Genomic DNA, 22,623 nt, shown 5'->3' with positions numbered 1-22,623 from the left:
AACCCTGACCGCCCAGCATCGGCGCGAGCCCGCCGATCAGGCTCGGCGCCCCGTCCCGGCCCGCGAACAGGTCGGAGCGCAGATAGATATGCGTGGATTCCAGCGCCTCGCGCAGCACCACGTTGCAGGCGTGTCCCGCCGGCAGGAAGAACACCCCGCCGCGCGGAATCTGCCGGGCAACCGACTTGCCGTCCATCACATAGGTGATCTCGACCGGGCCACCCCGGTGCAGCACCATCAGATTGTCGGACAGCGCGTGGAAGTGCCCGTCAAACGGCCGCTCGCGCTGGACCGAGGCATACGCGGACGACCAGCCGAGCCCCTCGCTCGAGCCGCGGAATTCGGCCTGGAAGCGGTCCAGGATCCCGTGCGTCTCCTGCACCCCAAAATTCGACGTCGGCTGCATCAGACAGACCAAGGGCTCGATGCTTCGGTGCCGCGAGTGAAACCCAACGGCACTCGCTTTTCAACACAATCGAACCGAATGGTGCTCCCGGCGGCCTTGCTGCGCCGCAATAGCGCCGCCTGCTACTCCTTGACCGCGATCCAGATCACGTGGCGCACGCCGCGGCCGCGGCCCGTGGCGCGGACGGCAATCTCGTTGACGGCGAACCCGGCGCGGGACAGCGATTTCGGGAACTTGGCATTTGGACCGGACGACCAGACGGCGAGCACGCCGCCGTGCCGCAAGGCGGCGTGTGCGATCCTGAGCCCGGAGATGTCATACAGCGCGTCATTGGCCTTGCGGGTCAGACCTTCCGGGCCGTTATCGACGTCGAGGAGAATGGCATCGTAGGTGCGCGGATTGCGCTCGATCACATCAGCGACATCCACCTCCTGGATGGTGACGCGCGGATCGTTCAGGCTTTCGCCGAAGATCTCGGCCATCGGGCCCCTCGCCCAGGCAACAACTGCCGGCACCAGCTCGGCCACCACGATTTCCGCCTCGGCTGCAAGCACGGCGAGCGCGGCCCGCAGCGTAAAGCCCATGCCGAGGCCGCCGATCAGAAAACGCGGCCGTGTGACCTTCTCGATCTTCTTCGCGGCGAGCGTCGCCAGCGCGGCTTCCGAGCCCGACAGGCGGCTGTTCATCAGCTCGTTGGTACCGAGCATGATCGAAAACTCGCGGCCGCGCCGCATCAGGCGCAATTCACCCTCGGTGCCGGGAATGCGCGCGGTATCGATCTTTTCCCAGGGAATCATGCGGCGGCTTGTAGCATGGCCCGCAGCTTTGCCGAAGGCGCCGAGCCTACCCGCCGGCCCAGACGTCGAGCACGTAGCGGTTCCTGGTGCCCATCTCCTCGATCCAGCGCGCGGCGGCGTCAGCGTCGGCACCGCTGCGCTCGCGATAGATCGACATCAGGGTCGCCTTGACGTCGGGCTCCATCTTGCCGCCGTCGCCGCAGACATAGACGATCGCGCCCTTCTCGATCAGCTCCCAGACCCGATCCTTCTGCGCGGCGACGAGATGCTGCACATAAGTCTTCGGCCCGTCGGCGCGCGAGAACGCGGTATGGAGTTCACTGACACCATCGACGGCGAACGCCTTCAGCTGATCCGCATAGATGAAGTCCTGCTCCGGATGACGGCAGCCGAAGAACAGCATCGCGGGGCCCAGCGTCGCGCCCTGCGCCTTGCGCGCGGCGCGCTCCTGCAGGAAGCCGCGGAACGGCGCGAGCCCGGTGCCCGGCCCGATCATGATGATCGGCACGGCGCTGTCGTCAGGCAGGCGGAAGCCGGCCTTGGTCTCCTTGATGGTGGCGTGGACGGTATCGCCGGCGCGGCGGCGCGCCAGATAGTTCGAGCAGATCCCCTTGTAGATGCCGCGTCCCGAGCTCGCAGGCGCCTCCACCACGCCGACGGTGACGCTGCAACGCTGCGCCTCGCCGGCCGGAGACGACGAGATCGAGTAATAGCGCGGCGCGAGCAACGACAGCATTTCGAGGTAGAGATGGAACGGCAGCTCGCAGGCCGGATATTCCTCGAGCAGGTCGAACACCGATTTGCGCCTGGCCAGCACCTCGGTGCGGTAGCGCCCGGCTGAGGCCTCGTCGTCGCCGACATAGGCCATCAGCTTCGGCTTGGTCATCGGGCACCGGGTGTGCTCGGCCATGATCTGGATCTGCTTGCGGGTCGCGACCTGCTGCAATTCGACGAACTCGGTGAGCAGCCGCCCGACCGACACCGCGTTGCCGACCGGCAGTTGCGCGCGGCGGCCTTCCGAGACCTGCAGCCGGATCTGGTCGGCTGGCAGGAAGCCGAACCGGCGCGCAACGGAATCGACCAGAGTCGGATCGTTGCGCGGCACCACGCTGAGATGATCGCCGACGCGATATTTCAGATTGGCCGGCAGCTCGACCTCGATGTGCCGGGTCGAGCGCTCCGACGGATGGGCGCCCTCCTTGTTCTGCAGCTCGTTGTTGGCGAGCACCTTCATCGGCACCGCGCCGCCCTGCGTCACGATGGTGTTGACCGCGCCCTGCGCCACCGGCTCGATCGCATAAAGCGGCTCGTCCTCGGCGGTGCGGGTGAAATTCCAGTCGATGCCGAATTCCTTGGTCGCGACCTTCGCGGCCTCCGGGAACCATTTCTGGAACTGGCCGTCGAGATCGCTGCGCGCATCGCCCTCGCCGCGCGGATAGACTGCGCGGGCGCCATGCTTGGTCAGCTGCTCGTCGATGAAGCGCGGCACCGACTGGTAGGTCGCGGCCCAATCGCTGTTGCCGCAGCCGAACACCGCGTAGCGTACCTTGGCGAAGGCATCCTTCGGCAGATCGGTCTCAAGCCATTTGACGAACTGCGTCGCATTGTCGGGCGCCGCACCGTTATAGGAGGCGCAGATGATCAGGACGCCGCCCTCCTCCGGCAGCTTGCCGACATAGTCGTCCAGCGGGCCAAGCCGCACCGAGAAGCCATTGATCTCCGACAGATCGGCCATCCGGGTCGCCAGCTCCTCGGCCGAGCCGAGGTTGGAGCCATACAGCACCAGCATCGGCGTGTTGTGGCCGGGGCGCGTGGTCGGCGCGCGCGGTGCCTTCGGCGCTGCCGCAACCGCGCCGGTGCTGCCGGCGAACGCACCACGCTCCCTGTCGTCGCGCGGCCGCACCTTGATCCTGAAACCGTCGGGCTTGACGGTCAGCGTCTCCTTCAGATGCATCTGGTAGCGATGCACGTCGAGCGGCCTGAAGCGTTGCAGGATCATCCCGATCGCGAGCGCCGCCTCGTGCATGGCAAAGCCGCGGCCGATGCAGGCGCGCTGGCCGTTGCCGAACGGCTTCCAGGCATTGATCGGGCGTTTGGCCTCCGCCTCGCGGCTGAAATTCTCCGGATCGAACACGTCCGGGTTGGGGCCCCAGACCGAGGGATCGCGATGCAGCGCCATCACCAGCACGGTGATGAAGGTGTTCTTCTTCAGCTTGTATTTGCCGCCGATCGTCTCGTCGTTGAGCGGCGCGATACCGTAGGCCGGCGCCGGCGGCCACAGTCGCAGCGCCTCCTTCAGACATTGAGTGATGTAGGTGAGCTGCGTCACCTGCTGATAGGTCGGCCGCGCATCGATGTCGGGACCAAGGACGCGGTCGACCTCCTCATAGGCCTTCTTGAGCACCTCGGGATGCTTCAGCAGCGCATAGATCGTGCACGACAGCAGGCCGCTGGTGGTTTCGTGGCCGGCGATCAGGAAGGTATTGATCTGGTAGCGGATGTTGACGTCGTCGAGCTGCTCGCCGGTGGCGCGATCGACGCCGGTCATCATCGCGGCCAGCATGTCCTTCTTGTCACTGGTCACATCGGTGTTGCCGCGCCGCTCGGCGATGATCTCGTCGACCATCTTGTTCATGAAGCCGACGTCGTCGGTCAGCGTCTTGCGCCGCTTCTGCATCCACAGACCCTCGAGCGGCAGGCCGCGGGTCATCATGATGGTCTCGAGCGAGCGCACCAGCGATTCCACGAAAGGGTGGTAGTCGCGGCGGTAGAACGAATTGAAGCGGTAGTCGAAGCCGCAGAGCCCGATGGTGTCGAGGGTCAGCGCCGTCATGTCGTGGACGACCTCGATCTCCTCGTCGGCGTTGAGGCGCTCCCATTTCTTGACCAGCTGCTCGGCGATATCGACCATGCTCGGGTGGTACGACTGCATGGCGCGGTTGCCGAACGGCTGCATCAGGATGTTGTGCGCCTTGCTCCAGTTCGGCTCCTTGGTGTCGGCGGTGAACAGCCCGTCGCCGCCGACCGCGCGCACCCGGCGCAGCGAGCCGCGCACCGCCTTGTCGAAGCGTTTCTCGTCGGAGAGCTCGTCGACCAGATCGTGACCGGAGACGATGACGATCGGCGCGCCCATCATATCGAGCCAGAAGATCGGTCCGAGCTCCTTGGAGAGCTTGACCAGATGCTGCACCGGCGCGTTCGAATCCAGCGACAGCATGTTGCCGACCACCGGCTTCGTCGGCGGATGCGGGATCGGACTCAGTCTGTTGCCGGATGCCATTGTCGAAGTGCCCCCTGTCCTCTATTCGTCATTGCGAGGAGCGAAGCGACGAAGCAATCCATCTGTCCTCACATGCGGACCAATGGATTGCTTCGCTTCGCTCGCAATGACGGCGTTAGTGTCCCGTCGTCACCCAAACCGCTTTCTACGCCACTCAATCAGCTTGGCGCTGACCTCGTCAGGCTTTTCCTGCTGCGTCCAATGGCCGCTGTCGTGGACCAGATACTTTTCGAGGTCCGGCACCAGCTTCTCCATGCCATCGGCAGCCGAGGGCGGCAGCACCGCGTCGTTCTCGGCCATGATCATCAGCGACGGCACCCGCACATTGTGGTCCAGCCCCGCCGAACGTTCCCAGTTGCGGGTGAAGTTGCGATACCAGTTGATGCCGCCGGTGAAGCCGGTCCTGGTGAAAGTGTCGACGAACACCTTCTTCTCCTCGGCCGACAGGATCGGCGTCCGCGGATCGTGTTTGGCGTCGTAGTTCGCGATCATCTGCGGGAACGCCAGGTTGAGCCGCGCCGAGGCGCCGACGCCGGCGATCGGCTGTTCCTCCGGAGCGCCCGGCGGGCGCGCCGCCGGCTTGCGCATGAAGGCATCGAAGGTCTGTTCCACGCGGCTGCCGAAGATCCGATCGGGCTCGCGTGCCGGATCCTGGAACTGGACGATGTACATCTGGTCGCCGAAGCGCTGGCGGAACAGCGCGATCGGGTCCATCGGCGCGCGGTTCAAATGCGGCGTGTTGACACCGACGACGCCGGCGACCCGCGAGGGATGTCTGAGCGGCATCTGCCAGACGACAAAGCCGCCCCAGTCGTGGCCGGCGAAGATCGCCTTATCGATCTTGAGATGGTCGAGCAGGCCGACAAGGTCGCCGGTCAGGTGCTCCATGTCGTACGCCTCGACCGGCTCCGGCCGGTCGGTCGCGCCATAGCCGCGCTGATCCGGCGCAATCACCCGGATGCCGGCCTCGCCGAGCGCCTTGATCTGATGGCGCCAGGAGAACGCCAGTTCGGGCCAGCCGTGGCACAACACCACGGGCGGTGTATCGGTCTTGGGGCCTGCTTCGTAAAACCCCATGCGAATGCCGTTCGTCTCGGCGAACTGCAGCGGTGGCATGTCGATCATTGCAGGAATTCCTATTCGGCCGCGCCCTTGATGTCGGCAGGCGGAGGCGCGAACGCCGCCTCGAGTACATCGAATTCGAGCGGCAGCATGTCGCACATCACCTGCACATGCGGAATGATGTTGGCACCGACGATGAAGCCGAAATCGAGTTGATCGCGGTAGCTCTGCACGGTGATGTTGAGCGCCACGCCGTGGGTCGAGATCGAAACCGGGAAGATGTGCAGCAGCTCCGCGCCGGCCGCGTACAGCGTCTGCCGCGGCCCCGGTACGTTCGACACCGTGATGTTGGTCGCCGGCGGCAGCACGTTGGACAGGTCAGACCGGCTGTAGAGCAAGGCCAGAACCTGCACCACGATCGGCGCGCCCAAGAGCGAGATGTTGGAGACCTGCGGCACCAGGGCGCGCAGCGGATGCGACATCTCCTTGGACTTGGTGGACTGCGCGATGATGGTTTCCAGCCGCTTCTTCGGATCCTCGACGTCGGTCGCGATCGAGCAGATCATGCCGAACACCTGGTTGTTGGATTCGGCGTTGCCTTCCTCGCGCAGCGAGATCGGCACGCCGGCGGTCAGCGACTTGTTCGGCAGCGCGCCCTGGCTGATCAGATAGCGCCGCACCACGCCCGAGGCGAGCGCCAGCACCACGTCGTTGAGCTTGCCGCCCGAGGCCTTCGCCAGCGCCTTGGCGCGCGACAGCGAGATCGAGGTGCCGGCAAAGCTGCGCTCCGACGAGATCGCCTTGTTGAGGATGGTCGGCGGCGAGGCCATCGCCTGCAGGCTCTCGCGCGACCTCGGATCGGCGACCTTGGCGACGACGTCGGAGAGGCTCTTGAGCACGGTCGGCATCGAGCCTGCGAACTTCACCGCGCTCTCGATCTGGAACATGGCGTTGTCGAACAGGATCGAGCCGAGGTCGCTCTTGCCCGAGCGCGGCAGCTCCAGGCTCTTCTGCGCGGCGGCGGCCGCCTCGAACGGCTGGGTCCAGAGCTGCTGATAGGCGTCGATCAGATTGGCCGCGATGTCGCGCGGCTCCTGCGCGACCTTTTTCGCGCTCGGTGGCTCGATCTGCCGCGGCACCGGCGTCAGGTCGTAGATCATGCTGGTCAGCGCCGCGCCGGCGCCGCCGTCGATGCAGGCGTGGTGCATCTTGGAATAGAGCCCGATCTCGTTGTCCTTCATGCCCTCGAAGACGTAGAACTCCCAGAGCGGGCGGGCGCGGTTCAACAGCTTGGCATGCATCCAGCCGACGATGCGCTCCAGCGTGGCGCGGTCGCGTGGCGCAGGCAGGCTGGCGCGGAAGATGTGGCGGTCGATGTCGAACTGATCATCCTCGACCCAGGACGGGTGGTCGATGTCGAGCGGCGCCTTCTGCAGCCGCGCCTTGAGGATCGGCGCGACGTGCAGCCGCGAAGCGATCATCGCCTTGAACTCCTCGAAGAAGTCGCCCTTGTAGCCGTCGGGCAGCCGGAAGATCGCCATGCTGCCGACATGCATCGGCATTTCCGGCGTTTCCAGATACAGAAACGATGCGTCCAGCGAGGACAGCTTCTTGGCGTCGCTCATGATTTCCTCCCGAGAGCCAACTCACGCGGGCGCCTTGGCGGCGCTTCTCGTCGTTCAGTCAGGATAGTGCCTGTTCTGCCGGCCCATAGGCAATGGCAAAGGGGCCCGAGCGGTCAAAATGCCGGAACTCCCCTTCCGGCTGTGCCAGCCGGTCCGCGATCGCCCACAGCGCTGCGGGGTTGACGCCGAGGCCGAGATGGCTGGCGAAATGCACCTCGATGTTCTCAGCGGTCGCCGACGGCCGGACCCGTGAGGTCCGCCAGTTCACGATGCCGTCGGTGCGGGAATAGATCGAGGTTGCCGGCACCGGCATGTCGCCGGCGATCGCCGCGCGGATTTCGGGAATGGCGTCCACCCCCTCGCCGGACAGCAGTTCGTACAGCCGGGTCGCGTTGGTGGCGCGGATGTCGTCGGCGAACGGGCTGCCCAGCGTGATGATGGAGCGCACCAGCTCAGGCATCTGCGACGCCAGGTCGCGCGCATAGACGCCGCCGAGGCTCCAGCCGATGATCGAGACCTTGCGCCCCGACGCCTCATGGACCCGCTTCAGCAGGTCGCGCAGCGCAGTCCGCCTGCTGGAGATCCCGCCGAAATTGCGGCCCATGTTCCAGGCGTAGGCGTCATAGCCGAGCTCCTTCAGATAGCGTCGCATCGGCGCCATCGAAAGGTCGCTGGCGAGGAAGCCGGGCAGCGCCAGCACCGGATGACCGTCACCCTTCGGCGCCTGCATCAGCAACGGCGACAGCAGCAGGCTCGAATTCAGCTCGAGCACGCCGCGCGCTTCCGCCAGCATCAGGAACAGGCTGGGTGGGCGCAATCGGCGTTCGGTCGCATCAACGCTCCCTTTCGCGGCCGCCACTATTTCTTGTCCTTTTTGGCCAAGCCGCCGAGGCCGGCCATCGTCACGAACATGTCCTGGAAGCGCTCGGCGAGCTTGGGATCAAAGGTGAACCAGCTTTGCATCAACGCTTCCGGCGAAACCTTCTCGATGTTCGACAGCATCTGCTGCTGCAGCCTGTCCATCACCGCGTTCTGCATCGGTGCCACGTCCGGCAGGCCGAAGAATTGGCGCGCTTCAAGGGGCGTACAATCTATCTCGACGTTGACCTTCATATCCGCCTCCTCAAATGCGCCTGGCCCGCCTCAGTATCGCCGGGACCGGGCCGGTCACGCAAGCGAGCCGTACCTGCCCCGATGTCTAGTCGGCCTCAATCATCCGTTATGGTCAACCAAACCGTTTGGAACGACAGGCTCCAAACCGTTTGGAACGGCGGCTCCGTTTGGCGCGACCGGCATCAGCCTGGCTCGTCGGCGATCAATTCCCGTGACCGGCAAGCGGCACTCCGAAAGTCGAATGTCACGCGCCTGTACCAACCGCCTACTCTCATGTCGCATTCATTGCGCTGCACCCGCACGAACCGATTAACCCTTTGGGAAATCGCGCTTGCGCGGCCGGGAAACTCTGGCAACATGCATCAATAATACCAGCCGGACAAAGCAGCCGGCGGACAAAAACGGGGACGCGGGATCACATGTCGGTACGTTGGAGTTTGTTTGCGGCGACTGCCGTCGCGCTGGGCGCCTTTGCCTTGCCGGCATCGGCCCAGACGCTGAAATATGCCAATCAGGGCGAGCTGAAGTCGCTGGATCCGTACACGCTGAAGGAAACCACGACGATCGCGCACCACGCGCACGTCTACGAAGGCCTCACCGCGCGCGACAAGGACCTCAAGATCATTCCGGCGCTGGCGGAAAGCTGGGAGACGCTGAGCCCGACCAAATGGCGCTTCCATCTGCGCAAGGGCGTGAAATTCCACAATGGCGACCCCTTCACCGCCGACGACGTGCTGTTCTCCGCCGACCGCGTCCGCGCCAAGGGCTCCAACTTCCTGAGCAACGTTCCGGCCGACGCCAAGTTCACCAAGGTCGACGATTACACCGTCGACGTGACGCTGGACTCGCCCAATCCCATCCTGACCTCGCAGTGGGATAGCTGGTACATCATGGACAAGAAGTGGAGCGAGGAGAACAACGCCGTCGCGCCGACGCCGGCCTCCGCGACCACGCCGAGCTACGCCGCGCTGCACGAGAACGGCACCGGTCCCTTCACGATCGAGAGCCACCAGCCCGGCGTGAAGACCGTGTTCAAGGCGTTTCCGGGCTATTGGCGCAAGCCCGAGCATAATCTCCAGGAGATCATCTTCACCCCGATCGGCTCCGACGCCACCCGCGTCGCCGCGCTGCTCTCGGGCGAGGTCGATGTCATCGAACCGGTTCCGCTCCAGGACATCCAGCGCGTCAATTCCAGCGGCGTCGCCACCGTCATGACCGCGCCGGAGATCCGCACCATCTTCATCGGCATGGATATGGCGCGCGACGAGCTGCTGTACTCCAACATCAAGGGCAAGAATCCGTTCAAGGACATCAAGGTCCGCGAAGCCTTCTACAAGACGATCGACGTCGACCTGATCAAGACCCGCGTGATGCGCGGCATGTCGACGCCCTCGACCCTGATGATCGCGCCCGAGCTCTATCCGCTGTCGAAGGAGTTCACCCGGCCGAAGCTCGATCCGGAAGGCGCCAAGAAGCTGCTGGCGGAGGCCGGCTATCCGAACGGCTTCGAAGTCACGATGGATTGCCCGAACGACCGCTACGTCAACGACGCCGCGATCTGCCAGGCGGTGGTCGGCATGCTGGCGCGCATCGGCATCAAGGTGAACCTGCTGGCGCAACCGAAGGCGCAGTATTTCGGCAAGGTGCTGAAGCCCGGCGGTTACCAGACCTCGTTCTTCATGCTGGGCTGGACGCCCGCGACGTCAGACTCGCACAACGTGCTGCACGACATCCTCGGCTGCCGCGACGATCCGAAGGATTCGACCCGGGGCGAAGCCAATCTCGGCGGCTACTGCAACAAGGAAGTCGACGCGCTCACCGACAAGGTCCTGATCGAGAGCGACACTGCCAAGCGCGACCAGTTGATCAAGCAGGCCTACGAGATCGTCATCAAGGATTACGGCTACATTCCGCTGCATCAGCAACCGCTGGTGTGGGGCGTGTCGAAAAAGGTCAAATTGACCCAGCGCGCGGACAACCAGGTGCTGCTGTACTGGGCGACCAAGCAAGGTGAATAGTGGTTGCAGCGAATTGGGTCCCGGAAGCGCAGGCTTCCGGGACCTCTCGGTTTTCGGCCGCGCAAAGCCGCGCGCGCCGGATGTCAAAAGCAGTGAAAGGTAGAGATGCTCGCTTTCACTCTTCGCCGCGTGCTGCAGGCGATCGGCGTGATGCTCGCCGTCGGCGTCATTGCCTTCGCGATGTTCCGCTTCGCCGGCGATCCGGTGAGCCAGATCGTCTCGATCGACACCTCGGCCGCGCAGCGCGCTGAAATCCGGCGCTCGCTCGGCCTGGATGATTCCGTGCTGGTGCAGTTCGGCCGCTATTTCATCAATGCGCTGCAGTTCAAGTTCGGCGTGTCCTACCAGTTCCGCCTGCCGGTCTCATCGCTGCTGGCGGAACGGCTGCCGGCGACGCTGGAGCTTGCGATCTGCGCCACGCTGTTCGCCATGATCGCCGGCATCCTGATGGGGGTCTATTCGGCGCTGCGCCGCGACACCGTGCTCGCCAAATTATTCCAGGCGGTATCGCTGATCGGCATTTCGCTGCCGACCTTCCTGATCGGCATCCTCCTGATCTATCTGTTCGCCGTAACCTTGGGCTGGCTGCCCTCCTTCGGCCGCGGCGAGGTGGTGAAGCTCGGCTGGTGGACCACCGGGCTGCTCACCGTCTCCGGCCTGAAGGCGCTGATCATGCCGGCGATCACGCTCGGATTGTTCCAGATGACCCTGATCATGCGGCTGGTGCGCGCCGAAATGCTGGAAGTGCTGCGGACCGACTATATCCGCTTCGCCCGCGCCCGCGGGCTGACCACGCGCGCGATCCATTTCGGCCATGCGCTGAAGAACACCCTGGTTCCGGTGATCACCGTCGCCGGCCTGCAGTTTGGCTCGGTAATTGCTTTCTCGATCATCACCGAAACCGTGTTCCAATGGCCGGGCATGGGACTTCTGTTCGTGCAGGCCGTGCAAAACGTCGATATCCCGATCATGGCCGCGTATCTGTTGATGGTCTCGCTGATCTTCGTCACCATCAATCTCGTGGTCGACATCCTCTACACCGTGGTCGATCCGCGCTTGCGCTCGACCGTCGGCCGCGCGACGTGAGGGGCTGACCGATGTCCGACGCCGTCGTCCCCCATCGTTCCGAAGCTCACCCGCAGACATCTGCTGGCTGGTTCAGACGCGCGCTCGACAGCGACATCCTCTATTCGTTCCGCCGTTCCAGGCTGACGATGGTCGCCGCCGTGATCACGCTGTTGTTCTTCCTGCTGGCGATCTTTGCGTCATGGCTTGCGGTGCAGAACCCGTTCGATCCGGCGCAGCTGCAGCTGATCAACTCGCGGATCGCGCCGCTGTGGACCGCCGACGGCCAGAGCCCGTTCCTGCTCGGCACCGACGAGCAGGGCCGCGACGTGCTCTCGGCGATCCTCTACGGCCTGCGCATCTCGCTTGCGGTCGGCGTTGCCGGCGTGGTGTTCGCCGGCGCGCTCGGTATCGCCCTCGGGCTGGTCGCCGGTTATTTCGGCGGCGTGGTCGACAGCGTCATCATGCGGATCGCCGACGTCCAGCTCACCTTCCCGGCGATCCTGATCGCGCTCCTGGTCAACGGTGTCGCCAAATCGCTGCTCGGCAACCGGCTCGACGAGATGAGCACGTTCGGCGTGCTGATCATCGCGATCGGCCTCAGTTTCTGGGTGCAATACGCCCGCACCGTGCGCGGCTCGGTGATGGTCGAGAAGAACAAGGACTACGTGGCGGCGGCGCAGCTGATCGGTCTGCCGGCGCCGAAGATCATGCTGCGGCACGTGCTGCCGAACACGATGGGCCCGATCCTGGTCATCGCCACCATCAACCTGGCGCTTGCGATCATCACCGAGGCGACGCTGTCGTTCCTCGGCGCCGGCATGCCCGACACCATGCCCTCGCTCGGCACCCTGATCCGGATCGGCAACAATTATCTGTTCGCCGGCGAGTGGTGGATCGTCGCCTTCCCGGGCATTGCGCTCGCCGGCCTGATCCTCTCCATCAACCTGCTCGGCGACTGGCTGCGCGACGCATTGAACCCAAAGCTCCGATGACCCAGCCTGTTCTCTCCGTGCGTAACCTCGAGGTGGAATTCGTCACCCGCCGCGCAACGTTGCGCGCCATCAACGGCGTGTCGTTCGACATCGCCAAGGGCGAGGTGCTCGGCGTGGTCGGCGAGTCCGGCGCCGGCAAGTCGGTCACCGGGCTTGCCGTGATCGGGCTGATCGATCCGCCCGGTCGTATTTCCGGCGGCGAGATCGAGCTGTCGGGCACGCGGATCGACCATCTTCCGCCGGAAGAAATCCGCAGAGTCCGGGGCAAGCGGATCGGCATGATCTTCCAGGATCCGCTGACCAGCCTCAATCCGCTCTACCGGATCGGCGACCAGATCATCGAGACGATACGCACCCACACCAATCTGAGCGAAAGCGCCGCGCGCCGGCGCGCGATCGATCTGCTCGCCGAGGTCGGCATCCCCGCGCCGGAAAAGCGCATCGACGGCTATCCGCATGAATTCTCCGGCGGCATGCGCCAGCGCGTCGTGATCGCGCTTGCGATCTGCGCCGAACCCGAGCTGATCATCGCCGACGAGCCGACCACCGCGCTCGACGTCTCGGTGCAGGCGCAGATCATCACGCTGATCAAGCGGCTCGGCCGCGACCACGGCACCGCCGTGATGCTGGTGACCCACGACATGGGCGTGATCGCCGAGACCTGCGACCGCGTCGCGGTGATGTATTCCGGCCGCATCGCCGAGATCGGCCCGGTGCAGGAAGTGGTGCGCAACCCGCTGCATCCCTACGCCAAGGGCCTGATGGGCGCGATTCCGACGCTCGCGGGCGAGGACAAGCGCCTGGTGCAGATCCCGGGCTCGATGCCGCGGCTGTCGGCGATCCCGGCAGGCTGCCCATTCAATCCGCGCTGCGCATTTGTGTTCGATCGCTGCCGCGTCGAACGTCCCGAGCCGATCCAGCATGGTGACCAATCGGTCGCCTGCCATCTGTTCGAGCCGGCGAAGGAGACGGCGGCATGAGCGGGACATTGATCGAGGTCAAGAACCTGCGCCGCGTCTTCGACGTCTCGAAACCGTGGCTCAACCGCGTGATCGAAGGCGGCCATCTCGAATTCCTCAAGGCCGTCGACGGTGTCAGCTTCGACATCAAGCGCGGCGAGACGTTTGCGCTGGTCGGCGAATCCGGATCCGGCAAGACCACGGTTGCGCGCATGGTCGTGGGCCTGTTGCCGCCGAGTTCGGGCGAAGTCGTCATCGACGGCGTCTCGATGACCGATCCGCGGCAGGCACAGGCGCGCCGCCGGCTGCGCCGGCGCATCCAGATGGTTTTTCAGGACCCTTATGCCAGCCTCAATCCGCGCTACCGGGTCGCCGCTATCGTGGCCGAGCCGATCCGCGCCTTCGACCTGATCGAGGGCGAACGCGACATCAAGGCCCGGGTCGGCGAACTGCTCTCGCTGGTCGGCCTGCACCCCGACGACGGCCAGAAATTCCCGCATGAATTTTCCGGCGGCCAGCGCCAGCGCATCGCGATCGCCCGTGCGCTGGCGTCCGAGGCCGAGTTCATCGTCTGCGACGAGCCGACCTCGGCGCTCGACGTCTCGGTGCAGGCGCAGATCCTCAATCTGATGCGCGACCTGCAGGACAAGTTCGGCCTGACCTATCTCTTCATCAGCCACAATCTCGCGGTTGTCCGCCACATGGCGAGCCGGATCGGCGTGATGTATCTCGGCCGCATCGTCGAGATCGCCGAGGGCCGGAAACTGTTCGAGAACCCGCGGATGCCCTATACCAAGATGCTGCTCGGCGCGGTTCCGGATCTTGCGATGTCCGGCCGCCAGCGCATCCCGGTCAAGGGCGAGATCCCGAACCCGATCGATCCGCCGCGGGGCTGCGCGTTCAACCCGCGCTGTCCCCTCGCCTTCGATCTCTGCCGCGAAAAAGCGCCGGAACTGATCGACGGCGTCGCCTGCCACGCCGTCAACAGCCCTGCCGCCGCCGTTCCGGCATGATCACGCGGATGGGAGCGGCCATGTCCACCAAGCGGTTGGCATGCCAGCCTGCCTGTGATCAAGTGCGCGCGCCAAGAGACCCGTTGAGAGACCTAGCCGGAAGCGCCGCCCCATGAGCAACGTCAACCCCGATCCGTTCACCACAAGGCCCGAGATCGAAGGCACCTTCGGCGTCGTCACCTCGACCCACTGGATCGCGACCGCCGTCGGCATGGCGGCGTTGGAGAAAGGCGGCAACGCCTTCGACGCCGGCGTTGCCGCGGCGTTCACGTTGCAGGTGGTCGAGCCGCATCTGAACGGCCCCGGCGGCGACGTCCCGCTCATCGTGCATGACGTCAAGCGCGGCAAGACCGAAGTGATCTGCGGCCAGGGACCGGCGCCGGCGAAAGCGACGATTGCGCATTATCGCAGCGAAGGCCTCGAAATGGTGCCCGGCACCGGCCTGCTCGCGGCCTGTGTGCCCGGCACGTTCGAAACCTGGATGCTGCTGCTGCGCGACTACGGCACGATGAAGCTGCGCGACGTGCTGGAGCCCGCGATCGCCTATGCCCGCGACGGCCATCCGCTGGTCGAGCGCGCGTCGGCTACCATCAAGACCGTCGAGCAGCTGTTCCGGAAATACTGGTCCACGTCGGCCGACGTCTATCTGCCCAACGGCGAAGTGCCGAAGCCCGGCACCCTCTTCACCAACAAGAAGCTCGCCGAGACCTATGCACGCATCCTGACCGAGGCGGAGAGCGCAGGCAGCGACCGCGTCGCACAGATCGAGCGCGCGCGGCAGGCATGGTCGAAGGGCTTCGTCGCCGAAGCGATCGACAGATTCTGCCGCACCCAGGAGGTGATGGACGTCTCCGGATCGCCGCATCGCGGCGTGCTGTCGGCCGACGACATGGCGCGCTGGCAGCCGACCATCGAAGCGCCGCTGACCTACGATTACGGCCGCTACACCGTGCAGAAGTGCGGCGTCTGGAGCCAGGGTCCGGTGATGCTGCAGCAGCTCGCGCTGCTGAAGGGTTTCGAGCTCGACGGGCTCGATCCCGCCGGCCCCGACTTCATCCATTTGCAGATCGAAGCCGCCAAGCTTGCCTATGCCGATCGCGAAACATTCTACGGCGATCCGAAGTTCGCCGACATCCCGATCGAAACGCTGCTGTCCGATGCCTACAACAACGAACGGCGCAAGCTGATCTCGAAGGACAAGGCCTCGCTCGACTTCCGCCCCGGCTCGGTCGCAGGTTTCGGCGGCGTCGTGAAGCTGCGGCACGCCGAAGGGCATCGCGAAGCGGTCGGCGCCATGGGCGCGGGCGAACCGACGGTCGGCCGGTTCGGCGAGGTGCGCGGCGACACCGTGCATTTCGACATCATCGACAAGGCCGGCAACATGATCTCGGCTACGCCGTCCGGCGGCTGGCTGCAATCCTCGCCTGTAATTCCCGAGATCGGCTTCTGCCTCGGCAGCCGCGCCCAGATGTTCTGGCTGGAGGAAAACCACCCTGCCTCGCTGGCGCCAGGCAAGCGGCCGCGCACCACGCTGTCGCCGACCATGGCGCTGCGCGACGGCGAGCCGTATCTCTCCTGGGGCTCGCCGGGCGGCGACCAGCAGGATCAGTGGATCACGCAGTTCTTCCTGCGCCATGTCCACGCGAGACTCAATCTGCAGGAGGCGATCGACGCGCCGGCCTGGCACTCCGAGCATTTCCCGATCTCGTTCTGGCCGCGCACTTCGCGGCCCGGCGTGCTGGTGCTGGAGAATCGCGTGCCGAAATCGACCATCGACGAATTGAAACGTCGCGGCCATGTGGTCGAGATTGGGCCGGATTGGTCGGAAGGCCGCCTCACCGCGGCCTCGAAGGTCGGCCCCCGCCGCCGCGCCGCCGCCAACCCGCGCGGCATGCAGGGTTACGCCGCGGGCCGCTAGAGGTTTGGGATGACCTGGTCGATCATCGCCCGCGACAGCGCCACCGGCCAGCTCGGCATCGCCGTCGCGACGCGGTTCTTCGCGGTCGGCGCGCTGGTGCCGCACATTGCACCCGGGATCGGCGCCATCGCGACGCAGGCGCTGGTCAATCCCTACTACGGCATCGACGGCCTCGCGCTGCTGCGCGACGGCAACAGCCCGCATGAGACGATCGCGGCGCTGCTCGCGCCCGACGGCGGCCGCGAGAGTCGGCAGGTGCATGTCATGGACAGCAAGGGGCGGATCGCCGCCCACTCCGGCAAGGACTGCATCGACTGGTTCGGCCACATCGCCGGCGACGGCTTCTCGGTCGCCGGCAACATGCTGGCCGGGCCCGCCGTGCTCGATGAGACCGCGCGCGTCTTTGCCGCGAACGGGAAGCTGCCGTTCGCGGAGCGGCTGATCAAGGCGATGTTCGCCGGCGAGGCGACCGGCGGTGATAAGCGCGGCAAGCAGTCGGCGGCCCTTCTGATCCACGGAACGGAGCAATGGCCGTTGCTCGATCTGCGGGTCGACGACCACGCCGATCCCTTGCGTGAGCTGGAACGGTTGGAAGCGGTCAGCCGTGAGCATTGGGTGCCGTTCCGGGACTTCATGCCGACGCGCGACAACCCGGCCGGAATCAGCGACCGCGCCAGGATCGAGGCCGGCATCGCAGCGGCAACCAAGAGCCGCGAATGACCGCCGGCCCGCTGATCGAGATCGAGGGCCTGCGCGTCACCTTCCACGGCGACGATGGCCGCGTGACGCATGCCGTCGACAGCGTTGATCTTTCCGTCGCCAACGGCGCCACACTCGGTCTGGTCGGCGAGTCCGGCTGCGGCAAGAGCGTCACCTCGCTCGCGATCATGGGGCTGTTGCCGAAGCAGTCCGCCGCGGTCTCCGGCGCGATCCGCTTCGACGGCTTCGACCTGCTCGACGTGCCGGATGCGACGCTGCGCGACCTGCGCGGCAATCGCCTCGCGATGATCTTCCAGGAACCGATGACCTCGCTCAACCCGAGCTTCACCGTCGGCGACCAGATCACCGAGACGATTCTGCGCCACCGCGGCGGCTCCCGGCGCGCGGCACGCGAGCGCACCATCGAGCTGCTGCGCCGCGTGCATATCCCTTCGCCCGAGAAGCGCATCGACGAGTATCCGCACAAGCTGTCCGGCGGTATGCGCCAGCGCGTGATGATCGCAATGGCGCTGGCCTGCGATCCGCGGCTCTTGATCGCCGACGAGCCGACCACCGCGCTCGACGTGACGCTGCAAGCCCAGATCCTCGATCTGATGCGCGAATTGAAGGCCGCGAGTGGGGCTGCGATCATCCTGATCACCCACGATCTCGGCGTCGTCGCCGAGGTGTGCGACGAGGTCGCGGTGATGTATGCCGGTGAGATCGTCGAACGCGCACCAGTCGACGAGCTGTTTGCCAATCCGCAGCATCCCTACACAGTCGGCCTGCTCGGCTCGATCCCGCGGCTCGACCGCCGCACCAGCCATCTCGCCACCATCGAGGGCATGGTGCCGAACATGGCGAACCCGTCGGCGGGCTGCCGCTTCGCCGCGCGCTGTCCGTTCGTGGAAGATGCCTGCACCCGGTCGCCGCCGCCGCTCGTGTTGCTGAGCGCGACCCACGCCTCGCGCTGCATCCGCGCGCCGCTGGAAAGGCTGGTGTCATGACTGCGCTGCTCGAGGTCGAAGGGCTGGTGAAGCATTTCGTCGCCGAACGCTCGGTGTTCGGCCGGCCGACCGCTCATGTGAAGGCGGTCGACGGCGTCAGCTTCACGGTCGAGGCCGGCAAGACGCTGGCGCTGGTCGGCGAGTCCGGCTGCGGCAAATCAACCGTCAGCCGCCTGGTGCTGCGGCTGATCGAGCCGGACGCCGGACGGATCCGCTTCGAGGGCCGCGACCTCGGCGCGCTCAACGCCGAGCAATTGCGCGCGTTCCGCCGCGATGCGCAGCTGATCTTCCAGGACCCCTACGCTTCGCTCAACCCGCGCATGACGGTGAGCCAGATCCTGACCGAACCGCTGGCGCTGCACAATCTCGTCCCGGCAGCGGGCCGCCGCGAGCGGGTCGAGGAGCTGTTGCGTCTGGTCGGGCTCGAGCCGCGCTTTGCGCGCCGCTATCCCCACGAATTCTCCGGCGGCCAGCGCCAGCGCATCGCGATTGCCCGCGCGCTCGCAGTCGAGCCGAAGCTGATCATCTGCGACGAGCCGGTGTCGGCGCTCGACGTCTCCATCCGCTCGCAGATCCTGAATTTGCTGCGCGACCTGCAGGATCGACTGAAGCTCGCCTACATCTTCGTCTCGCACGATCTGGCCGTCGTGAAACACATCGCCGACCGGGTCGCCGTGATGAATCTCGGCACCATCGTCGAGACGGCGGAGGCGCAGGCGCTGTTCGCCGCGCCGCGCCATCCCTACAGCCGCGCGCTGCTGTCGGCGATCCCGGTGCCGAAGCCGCGCGCCAGGCGCAGCCGCATCGTGCTGGAGGGCGAGCTGCCGAGCGCGCTCAATCCACCCTCGGGCTGCCGTTTCCATACCCGCTGTCCCTATGTGATCGCGCGCTGCCGCAGCGAAGTGCCGCTGTTGCGCGAAGATGGCACCGGATATGCAACGGCCTGTCACCGAACGGGCGAGCTGCCCGGCGCGGAGGCGATCGTGCCGTCCGATGGCGCCTTCTCGCCGACACTGGAAAAGCTGGTGGCGGCGTTCAATACGGCGGAAGCCCCGGGGCGGCCCGGGGTTATTTCGTAAGGAACAAATGCGCAGGGGATTAAGGGGTTGGCGATGAGATTTTGGCGCTTGGCGATCCTGATGGCGGCCCTCGTGGCCTGGTGCGGAACGAGCGCGCGTGCCGAGACCACGCTTCGCATCGGGCTCGCAGAGGATCCCGACATCCTAGATCCTTCAATCGGACGCACCTATGTCGGCCGCATCGTTTTTTCGGCCTTCTGCGACAAGCTGTTCGACATTGACGAGAAGCTGAATATCGTTCCGCAGCTCGCGCTGTCCTACGAGAACTCGGCCGACGGCAAGGAGATGACGATCAAGCTCCGGCCGGGCGTCAAGTTTCACGACGGTGAACCGTTCGACGCCGAAGCCGCCAAATTCTCGCTGGAACGCCATCTGACGCTGCCGACCTCGTTTCGCAAGCCGGAACTGGCCGCGCTCGACCATGTGGACGTCGTCGATCCCCTGACCATCAAACTGGTACTCAAGACGCCCTACTCGCCGCTGATCGCCCAGTTGACCGATCGCGCCGGCATGATGGTCTCGCCGAAGGCGGTGAAGGAAGCGGGCGACAAATTCGGCCTGCATCCGGTCTGCGCCGGACCCTACAAGTTCGTCGAACGCGTGCAGCAGGACCGCATGGTGTTCGAGAAGTTCGAGGATTACTGGAACAAGGACAACGTCTTCATCGATCGCATCGTGTTCCTTCCTATCGTCGACGCCACGGTGCGGCTCGCCAATCTGAAATCCGGCGGGCTCGATCTGATCGAGCGCGTGCTCGCCACCGACATCAAGGACGTCCGCGCCGACAAGCGGCTTGTGCTGTCGACTGCGCCCGAACTCGGCTATCTCGGCCTCACCATCAACATCGGCAACGACAAGAGCAAGGGGGCACTCAGCCAGTCGGAAAAGGTGCGCCAGGCGCTCGACCTGTCGATTGACCGCGAGGCGCTCAACCAGGTCGTCTTCAACGGCGAGTTCACGCCGGGCAATCAATGGGTCAGCCCGGTCCATCCCTACTATCAGAAGGCGTTTCCGGTTCGGGGACGCGACATTGCCAAGGCCAAGGCGCTGCTGAAGGAGGCCGGTGTCGCGCTGCCTGTCGCCATCGACTACATGGTCCCCAAAGGCGCCGAGAACGAAGCCGTGGCCCAGGTCGTGCAGTCGATGGCGGCCGAAGCGGGCTTCGACATCAAGATCCGCGTGGTCGAATTTGCGACGACTTTCAAGCAGGCCCAGGCCGGCGAGTTTCAGGTGTTTCAGATCAACTGGAGCGGCCGGATCGATCCCGACGGCAATTCCTATGTCTTCCTGCACACCAAGGCGCCGCAGAACGACGGCGGCTATTCCAACGCGGAAGCCGACAAGTTGATGGAAGATGCGCGGCTGATCAACGATCCCGCCCAGCGCAAGGCGATCTACGAGAAGATGGCCAAGATCGTGCTCAATGACGAGCCCATCATCTACATCTATCACCGCACGCTTTTGATCGCGCACACCGCCAAGGTCGAGGGTTACCGGCAGATGCCGGATGGATTGGTGCGCGTGGTCGGGCTGAAATTGAAATGATCGCGACAACGCTGGGCACGCGGGGCCGACCATGCTGAACTTCCTCGCCAAGCGGCTGGTTCAGCTGGTCCCGACGCTGTTCTTCGTCTCGCTCCTGATCTTCTCGCTGCAACACCTGCTGCCCGGCGATCCGGCACTCGTGATGGCCGGCGAGGAGCGCGATCCGGCCGTGATCGAACAGATCCGCCAGCAATACCACCTGGATCAACCGATCCCGGTGCAATACGCCTATTGGGTCAAGGGCGTGCTCATGGGCGACCTCGGCGAATCCCTGCGCAACAAGATGCCGGTGTCGAGCCTGATCGCGCAGAAGCTGCCGGTTACGATGCAGATCGCCGGCATGGCGATCGTGGTCGCCTTTCTGATTGGGATTCCCGCTGGCATCATCTCGGCGGTGAAGAAAGGCACCGCCTGGGATTACGGCGCCAACCTGTTCGCGCTGTGGGGTATCTCGACGCCGAATTTCTGGCTCGGCATCATGCTGATCTTCCTGTTCTCCGTCGAACTCGGCTGGCTGCCGGCCTCCGGCTACGTGCCGCTCAGTGAAAACTGGCGCGCCAGCCTCGCCGCATCCGTCATGCCGGCCTTCGTGCTCGGCAATGCGATCGCGGCGGTCCTGATGCGGCATACGCGAAGCGCCATGCTGCAGGTGCTGGAGAGCGATTATGTCCGCACCGCGCGCGCCAAGGGCCTGTCCGAGCGCACGGTGATCCTCAAGCATGCGATGCGCAACGCGCTGACGCCGATCATCACCCTCGGCGCGCTCGAACTCGGCACGCTCCTCTCCGGTGCGGTGCTCACCGAGCAGATCTTCTCGATCCCGGGCTTCGGCAAGCTGATCGTCGATGCCGTGTTCAACCGCGACTATGCCGTCGTGCAGGGCGTGGTGCTGACCACGGCGACGATCTACATCACGCTCAACCTGATCGCCGACATCGCCTACATCCTGGTCAACCCGCGGCTAAGGAGCTGATCGGATGACCGACGCTGTACTCGGGACATCAGCTGCGCTTGCCGCCGCCGAGACGCTCGAAAGCCCAGCACGGCGCGCTGGGCGGCGGCTGATCCGGCGCAAGGGCGCCGTGCTCGGCCTTGCCGTGATCGTGCTCTGTATCCTGCTCGCCGTGTTCGCGCCGCTGATCGTGCCCTACGATCCGATCGCGACGAGCTGGTCGCTGGTCCGCAAGGCGCCGTCGCTGCAGCACTGGTTCGGCACCGACGAGCTCGGCCGCGACGTGCTCGCGCGCGTCGTGTTCGGCGCCCGCGCCTCGCTGCTTGCCGGCGTCATCTCGGTCAGCATCGCGCTTGCGATCGGCGTGCCTCTCGGCCTGCTCGCCGGCTATCGCGGCGGCTTCATCGACGCCCTGATCAGCCGCATCACCGATGCGATGCTGGCCTGCCCGTTCCTGATCCTGGCGATCGCGCTCGCAGCGTTCCTCGGGCCGAGCCTCGGCAATGCAATGATCGCGATCGGTGTCTCGGCGACCCCGATCTTCATCCGCCTGACCCGCGGCCAGGTGATGAGCGTCAAGGTCGAGGACTATGTCGAGGCCGCGCGCGCCATGGGCAATCCGCGCTGGCGCATCGCGCTGGTCCACATCCTGCCCAACATCCTGCCGGCGCTCTTGGTGCAGGCGACGCTGTCGATCGCAGCCGCGATCATCGCCGAAGCCGCGCTGTCCTTCCTCGGCCTCGGCCAGCAGCCGCCGGCGCCGTCCTGGGGCAGCATGCTCAACGCCGCGCAACGCTTCCTGACCAGCGCGCCATGGATGGCGATCTGGCCTGGGCTTGCGATCTTCCTGGTCGTGCTGTCATTCAACCTGGTCGGCGACGGCCTGCGCGACGCGCTCGATCCGAAGGCGCGGTGATGTTGTCCTCCGCCGCAGCGGGCACCATTCTTCCCCGTCATCCTGAGGAGCGCGGAACGCGCGTCTCGAAGGGTCGACGGCCACTAGCCGGGCCGTGCATCCTTCGAGACGCGCTACGCGCTCCTCAGCGACTGTGTTCTTCGTCAAGCGGGTTGCCATGGTTTTTGGTCCCTG

18 protein-coding genes and 1 pseudogene are annotated in these 22,623 nt (G+C 65.4%); 12 read left to right on the top strand and 7 right to left on the bottom strand.

Annotated features, from left to right (window positions below):
- From BraRD5C2_RS20120 to BraRD5C2_RS20090, 7 genes and pseudogenes are all read right to left on the bottom strand, one after another.
- Positions 1 to 406, bottom strand: a pseudogene (locus tag BraRD5C2_RS20120) (hypothetical protein); the annotation flags it as partial.
- A 122-nt stretch (positions 407 to 528) separates the two neighbouring features.
- Entirely contained in the window at positions 529 to 1,203 is a 675-nt protein-coding gene (locus tag BraRD5C2_RS20115) for a polyamine aminopropyltransferase (protein ID WP_223970669.1), read from the bottom strand.
- Positions 1,204 to 1,249: 46 nt separating this feature from the next.
- On the bottom strand, positions 1,250 to 4,483 hold the full coding sequence (locus tag BraRD5C2_RS20110) for a bifunctional cytochrome P450/NADPH--P450 reductase (protein ID WP_223970667.1): 3,234 nt from the start codon (positions 4,481 to 4,483) through the stop codon (positions 1,250 to 1,252).
- A 129-nt stretch (positions 4,484 to 4,612) separates the two neighbouring features.
- Positions 4,613 to 5,608, bottom strand: a complete 996-nt coding sequence (locus tag BraRD5C2_RS20105; protein ID WP_223970665.1) for an alpha/beta fold hydrolase — start codon at positions 5,606 to 5,608, stop codon at positions 4,613 to 4,615.
- A gap of 11 nt (positions 5,609 to 5,619) precedes the next feature.
- Positions 5,620 to 7,170, bottom strand: coding sequence for a WS/DGAT/MGAT family O-acyltransferase (locus BraRD5C2_RS20100; RefSeq protein WP_223970663.1), 1,551 nt, complete (start codon positions 7,168 to 7,170; stop codon positions 5,620 to 5,622).
- A 58-nt stretch (positions 7,171 to 7,228) separates the two neighbouring features.
- The gene (locus BraRD5C2_RS20095; RefSeq protein WP_223970775.1) at positions 7,229 to 7,963 is read right to left on the bottom strand and encodes an esterase/lipase family protein; all 735 of its coding nucleotides are present in this window, start codon (positions 7,961 to 7,963) and stop codon (positions 7,229 to 7,231) included.
- Positions 7,964 to 8,028: 65 nt separating this feature from the next.
- Positions 8,029 to 8,283: a DUF6489 family protein gene (locus BraRD5C2_RS20090; RefSeq protein ID WP_223970661.1), complete on the bottom strand. Its 255-nt coding sequence runs from the start codon at positions 8,281 to 8,283 to the stop codon at positions 8,029 to 8,031.
- A 419-nt stretch (positions 8,284 to 8,702) separates the two neighbouring features.
- Between BraRD5C2_RS20090 and BraRD5C2_RS20085 the strand changes: the two genes are divergently transcribed.
- From BraRD5C2_RS20085 to BraRD5C2_RS20030, 12 genes are all read left to right on the top strand, one after another.
- Complete coding sequence (locus BraRD5C2_RS20085; protein ID WP_223970659.1) at positions 8,703 to 10,301, top strand: ABC transporter substrate-binding protein; 1,599 nt, start codon at positions 8,703 to 8,705, stop codon at positions 10,299 to 10,301.
- A 105-nt stretch (positions 10,302 to 10,406) separates the two neighbouring features.
- A complete protein-coding gene (locus BraRD5C2_RS20080) occupies positions 10,407 to 11,387 on the top strand; it encodes an ABC transporter permease (RefSeq protein WP_223970657.1) in 981 nt (326 codons plus the stop codon).
- Positions 11,388 to 11,398: 11 nt separating this feature from the next.
- Complete coding sequence (locus BraRD5C2_RS20075) at positions 11,399 to 12,361, top strand: ABC transporter permease (protein WP_223970655.1); 963 nt, start codon at positions 11,399 to 11,401, stop codon at positions 12,359 to 12,361.
- Complete coding sequence (locus tag BraRD5C2_RS20070; RefSeq protein WP_223970654.1) at positions 12,358 to 13,341, top strand: ABC transporter ATP-binding protein; 984 nt, start codon at positions 12,358 to 12,360, stop codon at positions 13,339 to 13,341. The genes BraRD5C2_RS20075 and BraRD5C2_RS20070 overlap by 4 nt, the downstream gene beginning before the upstream one ends.
- Entirely contained in the window at positions 13,338 to 14,333 is a 996-nt protein-coding gene (locus BraRD5C2_RS20065; protein WP_223970653.1) for an ABC transporter ATP-binding protein, read from the top strand. The genes BraRD5C2_RS20070 and BraRD5C2_RS20065 overlap by 4 nt, the downstream gene beginning before the upstream one ends.
- Before the next feature lie 112 nt (positions 14,334 to 14,445).
- The gene (locus tag BraRD5C2_RS20060; protein ID WP_223970652.1) at positions 14,446 to 16,251 is read left to right on the top strand and encodes a gamma-glutamyltransferase family protein; all 1,806 of its coding nucleotides are present in this window, start codon (positions 14,446 to 14,448) and stop codon (positions 16,249 to 16,251) included.
- 9 nt (positions 16,252 to 16,260) lie between these two features.
- Positions 16,261 to 16,971 carry a DUF1028 domain-containing protein gene (locus tag BraRD5C2_RS20055; RefSeq protein ID WP_223970651.1) on the top strand — a complete coding sequence of 237 codons (711 nt, stop codon included), beginning with the start codon at positions 16,261 to 16,263 and terminating at the stop codon, positions 16,969 to 16,971.
- Complete coding sequence (locus BraRD5C2_RS20050; protein WP_223970650.1) at positions 16,968 to 17,957, top strand: ABC transporter ATP-binding protein; 990 nt, start codon at positions 16,968 to 16,970, stop codon at positions 17,955 to 17,957. The genes BraRD5C2_RS20055 and BraRD5C2_RS20050 overlap by 4 nt, the downstream gene beginning before the upstream one ends.
- Positions 17,954 to 19,036, top strand: a complete 1,083-nt coding sequence (locus BraRD5C2_RS20045) for an ABC transporter ATP-binding protein (RefSeq protein ID WP_223970649.1) — start codon at positions 17,954 to 17,956, stop codon at positions 19,034 to 19,036. The genes BraRD5C2_RS20050 and BraRD5C2_RS20045 overlap by 4 nt, the downstream gene beginning before the upstream one ends.
- Positions 19,037 to 19,069: 33 nt before the next feature.
- A complete protein-coding gene (locus tag BraRD5C2_RS20040; RefSeq protein ID WP_223970648.1) occupies positions 19,070 to 20,581 on the top strand; it encodes an ABC transporter substrate-binding protein in 1,512 nt (503 codons plus the stop codon).
- A 31-nt stretch (positions 20,582 to 20,612) separates the two neighbouring features.
- Positions 20,613 to 21,554, top strand: a complete 942-nt coding sequence (locus BraRD5C2_RS20035) for an ABC transporter permease (protein WP_223970647.1) — start codon at positions 20,613 to 20,615, stop codon at positions 21,552 to 21,554.
- A gap of 4 nt (positions 21,555 to 21,558) precedes the next feature.
- A complete protein-coding gene (locus BraRD5C2_RS20030; protein WP_223970645.1) occupies positions 21,559 to 22,449 on the top strand; it encodes an ABC transporter permease in 891 nt (296 codons plus the stop codon).
- The last annotated feature ends 174 nt before the right edge of the window (positions 22,450 to 22,623 follow it).

The sequence above is a fragment of the Bradyrhizobium sp. RD5-C2 genome (assembly GCF_019972155.1).
Taxonomy (GTDB): Bacteria; Pseudomonadota; Alphaproteobacteria; order Rhizobiales; family Xanthobacteraceae; genus Bradyrhizobium.
Note: the sequence above shows the minus strand (reverse complement) of the source record. Positions and strands in the feature narration are given on the sequence as shown.

What these genes read in the sequence shown, in the direction of transcription:
- BraRD5C2_RS20060 (WP_223970652.1), top strand. Translation starts at nt 14,446, where the DNA reads ATGAGCAACGTCAACCCCGATCCGTTCACCACAAGGCCCGAGATCGAA.
- BraRD5C2_RS20050 (WP_223970650.1), top strand. Translation starts at nt 16,968, where the DNA reads ATGACCGCCGGCCCGCTGATCGAGATCGAGGGCCTGCGCGTCACCTTC.
- BraRD5C2_RS20090 (WP_223970661.1), bottom strand. Translation starts at nt 8,283, where the DNA reads ATGAAGGTCAACGTCGAGATAGATTGTACGCCCCTTGAAGCGCGCCAA.
- BraRD5C2_RS20095 (WP_223970775.1), bottom strand. Translation starts at nt 7,963, where the DNA reads ATGCTGGCGGAAGCGCGCGGCGTGCTCGAGCTGAATTCGAGCCTGCTG.
- BraRD5C2_RS20105 (WP_223970665.1), bottom strand. Translation starts at nt 5,608, where the DNA reads ATGATCGACATGCCACCGCTGCAGTTCGCCGAGACGAACGGCATTCGC.
- BraRD5C2_RS20075 (WP_223970655.1), top strand. Translation starts at nt 11,399, where the DNA reads ATGTCCGACGCCGTCGTCCCCCATCGTTCCGAAGCTCACCCGCAGACA.
- BraRD5C2_RS20100 (WP_223970663.1), bottom strand. Translation starts at nt 7,170, where the DNA reads ATGAGCGACGCCAAGAAGCTGTCCTCGCTGGACGCATCGTTTCTGTAT.
- BraRD5C2_RS20080 (WP_223970657.1), top strand. Translation starts at nt 10,407, where the DNA reads ATGCTCGCTTTCACTCTTCGCCGCGTGCTGCAGGCGATCGGCGTGATG.
- BraRD5C2_RS20070 (WP_223970654.1), top strand. Translation starts at nt 12,358, where the DNA reads ATGACCCAGCCTGTTCTCTCCGTGCGTAACCTCGAGGTGGAATTCGTC.
- BraRD5C2_RS20045 (WP_223970649.1), top strand. Translation starts at nt 17,954, where the DNA reads ATGACTGCGCTGCTCGAGGTCGAAGGGCTGGTGAAGCATTTCGTCGCC.
- BraRD5C2_RS20040 (WP_223970648.1), top strand. Translation starts at nt 19,070, where the DNA reads ATGAGATTTTGGCGCTTGGCGATCCTGATGGCGGCCCTCGTGGCCTGG.
- BraRD5C2_RS20085 (WP_223970659.1), top strand. Translation starts at nt 8,703, where the DNA reads ATGTCGGTACGTTGGAGTTTGTTTGCGGCGACTGCCGTCGCGCTGGGC.
- BraRD5C2_RS20035 (WP_223970647.1), top strand. Translation starts at nt 20,613, where the DNA reads ATGCTGAACTTCCTCGCCAAGCGGCTGGTTCAGCTGGTCCCGACGCTG.
- BraRD5C2_RS20115 (WP_223970669.1), bottom strand. Translation starts at nt 1,203, where the DNA reads ATGATTCCCTGGGAAAAGATCGATACCGCGCGCATTCCCGGCACCGAG.
- BraRD5C2_RS20055 (WP_223970651.1), top strand. Translation starts at nt 16,261, where the DNA reads ATGACCTGGTCGATCATCGCCCGCGACAGCGCCACCGGCCAGCTCGGC.
- BraRD5C2_RS20110 (WP_223970667.1), bottom strand. Translation starts at nt 4,483, where the DNA reads ATGGCATCCGGCAACAGACTGAGTCCGATCCCGCATCCGCCGACGAAG.
- BraRD5C2_RS20065 (WP_223970653.1), top strand. Translation starts at nt 13,338, where the DNA reads ATGAGCGGGACATTGATCGAGGTCAAGAACCTGCGCCGCGTCTTCGAC.
- BraRD5C2_RS20030 (WP_223970645.1), top strand. Translation starts at nt 21,559, where the DNA reads ATGACCGACGCTGTACTCGGGACATCAGCTGCGCTTGCCGCCGCCGAG.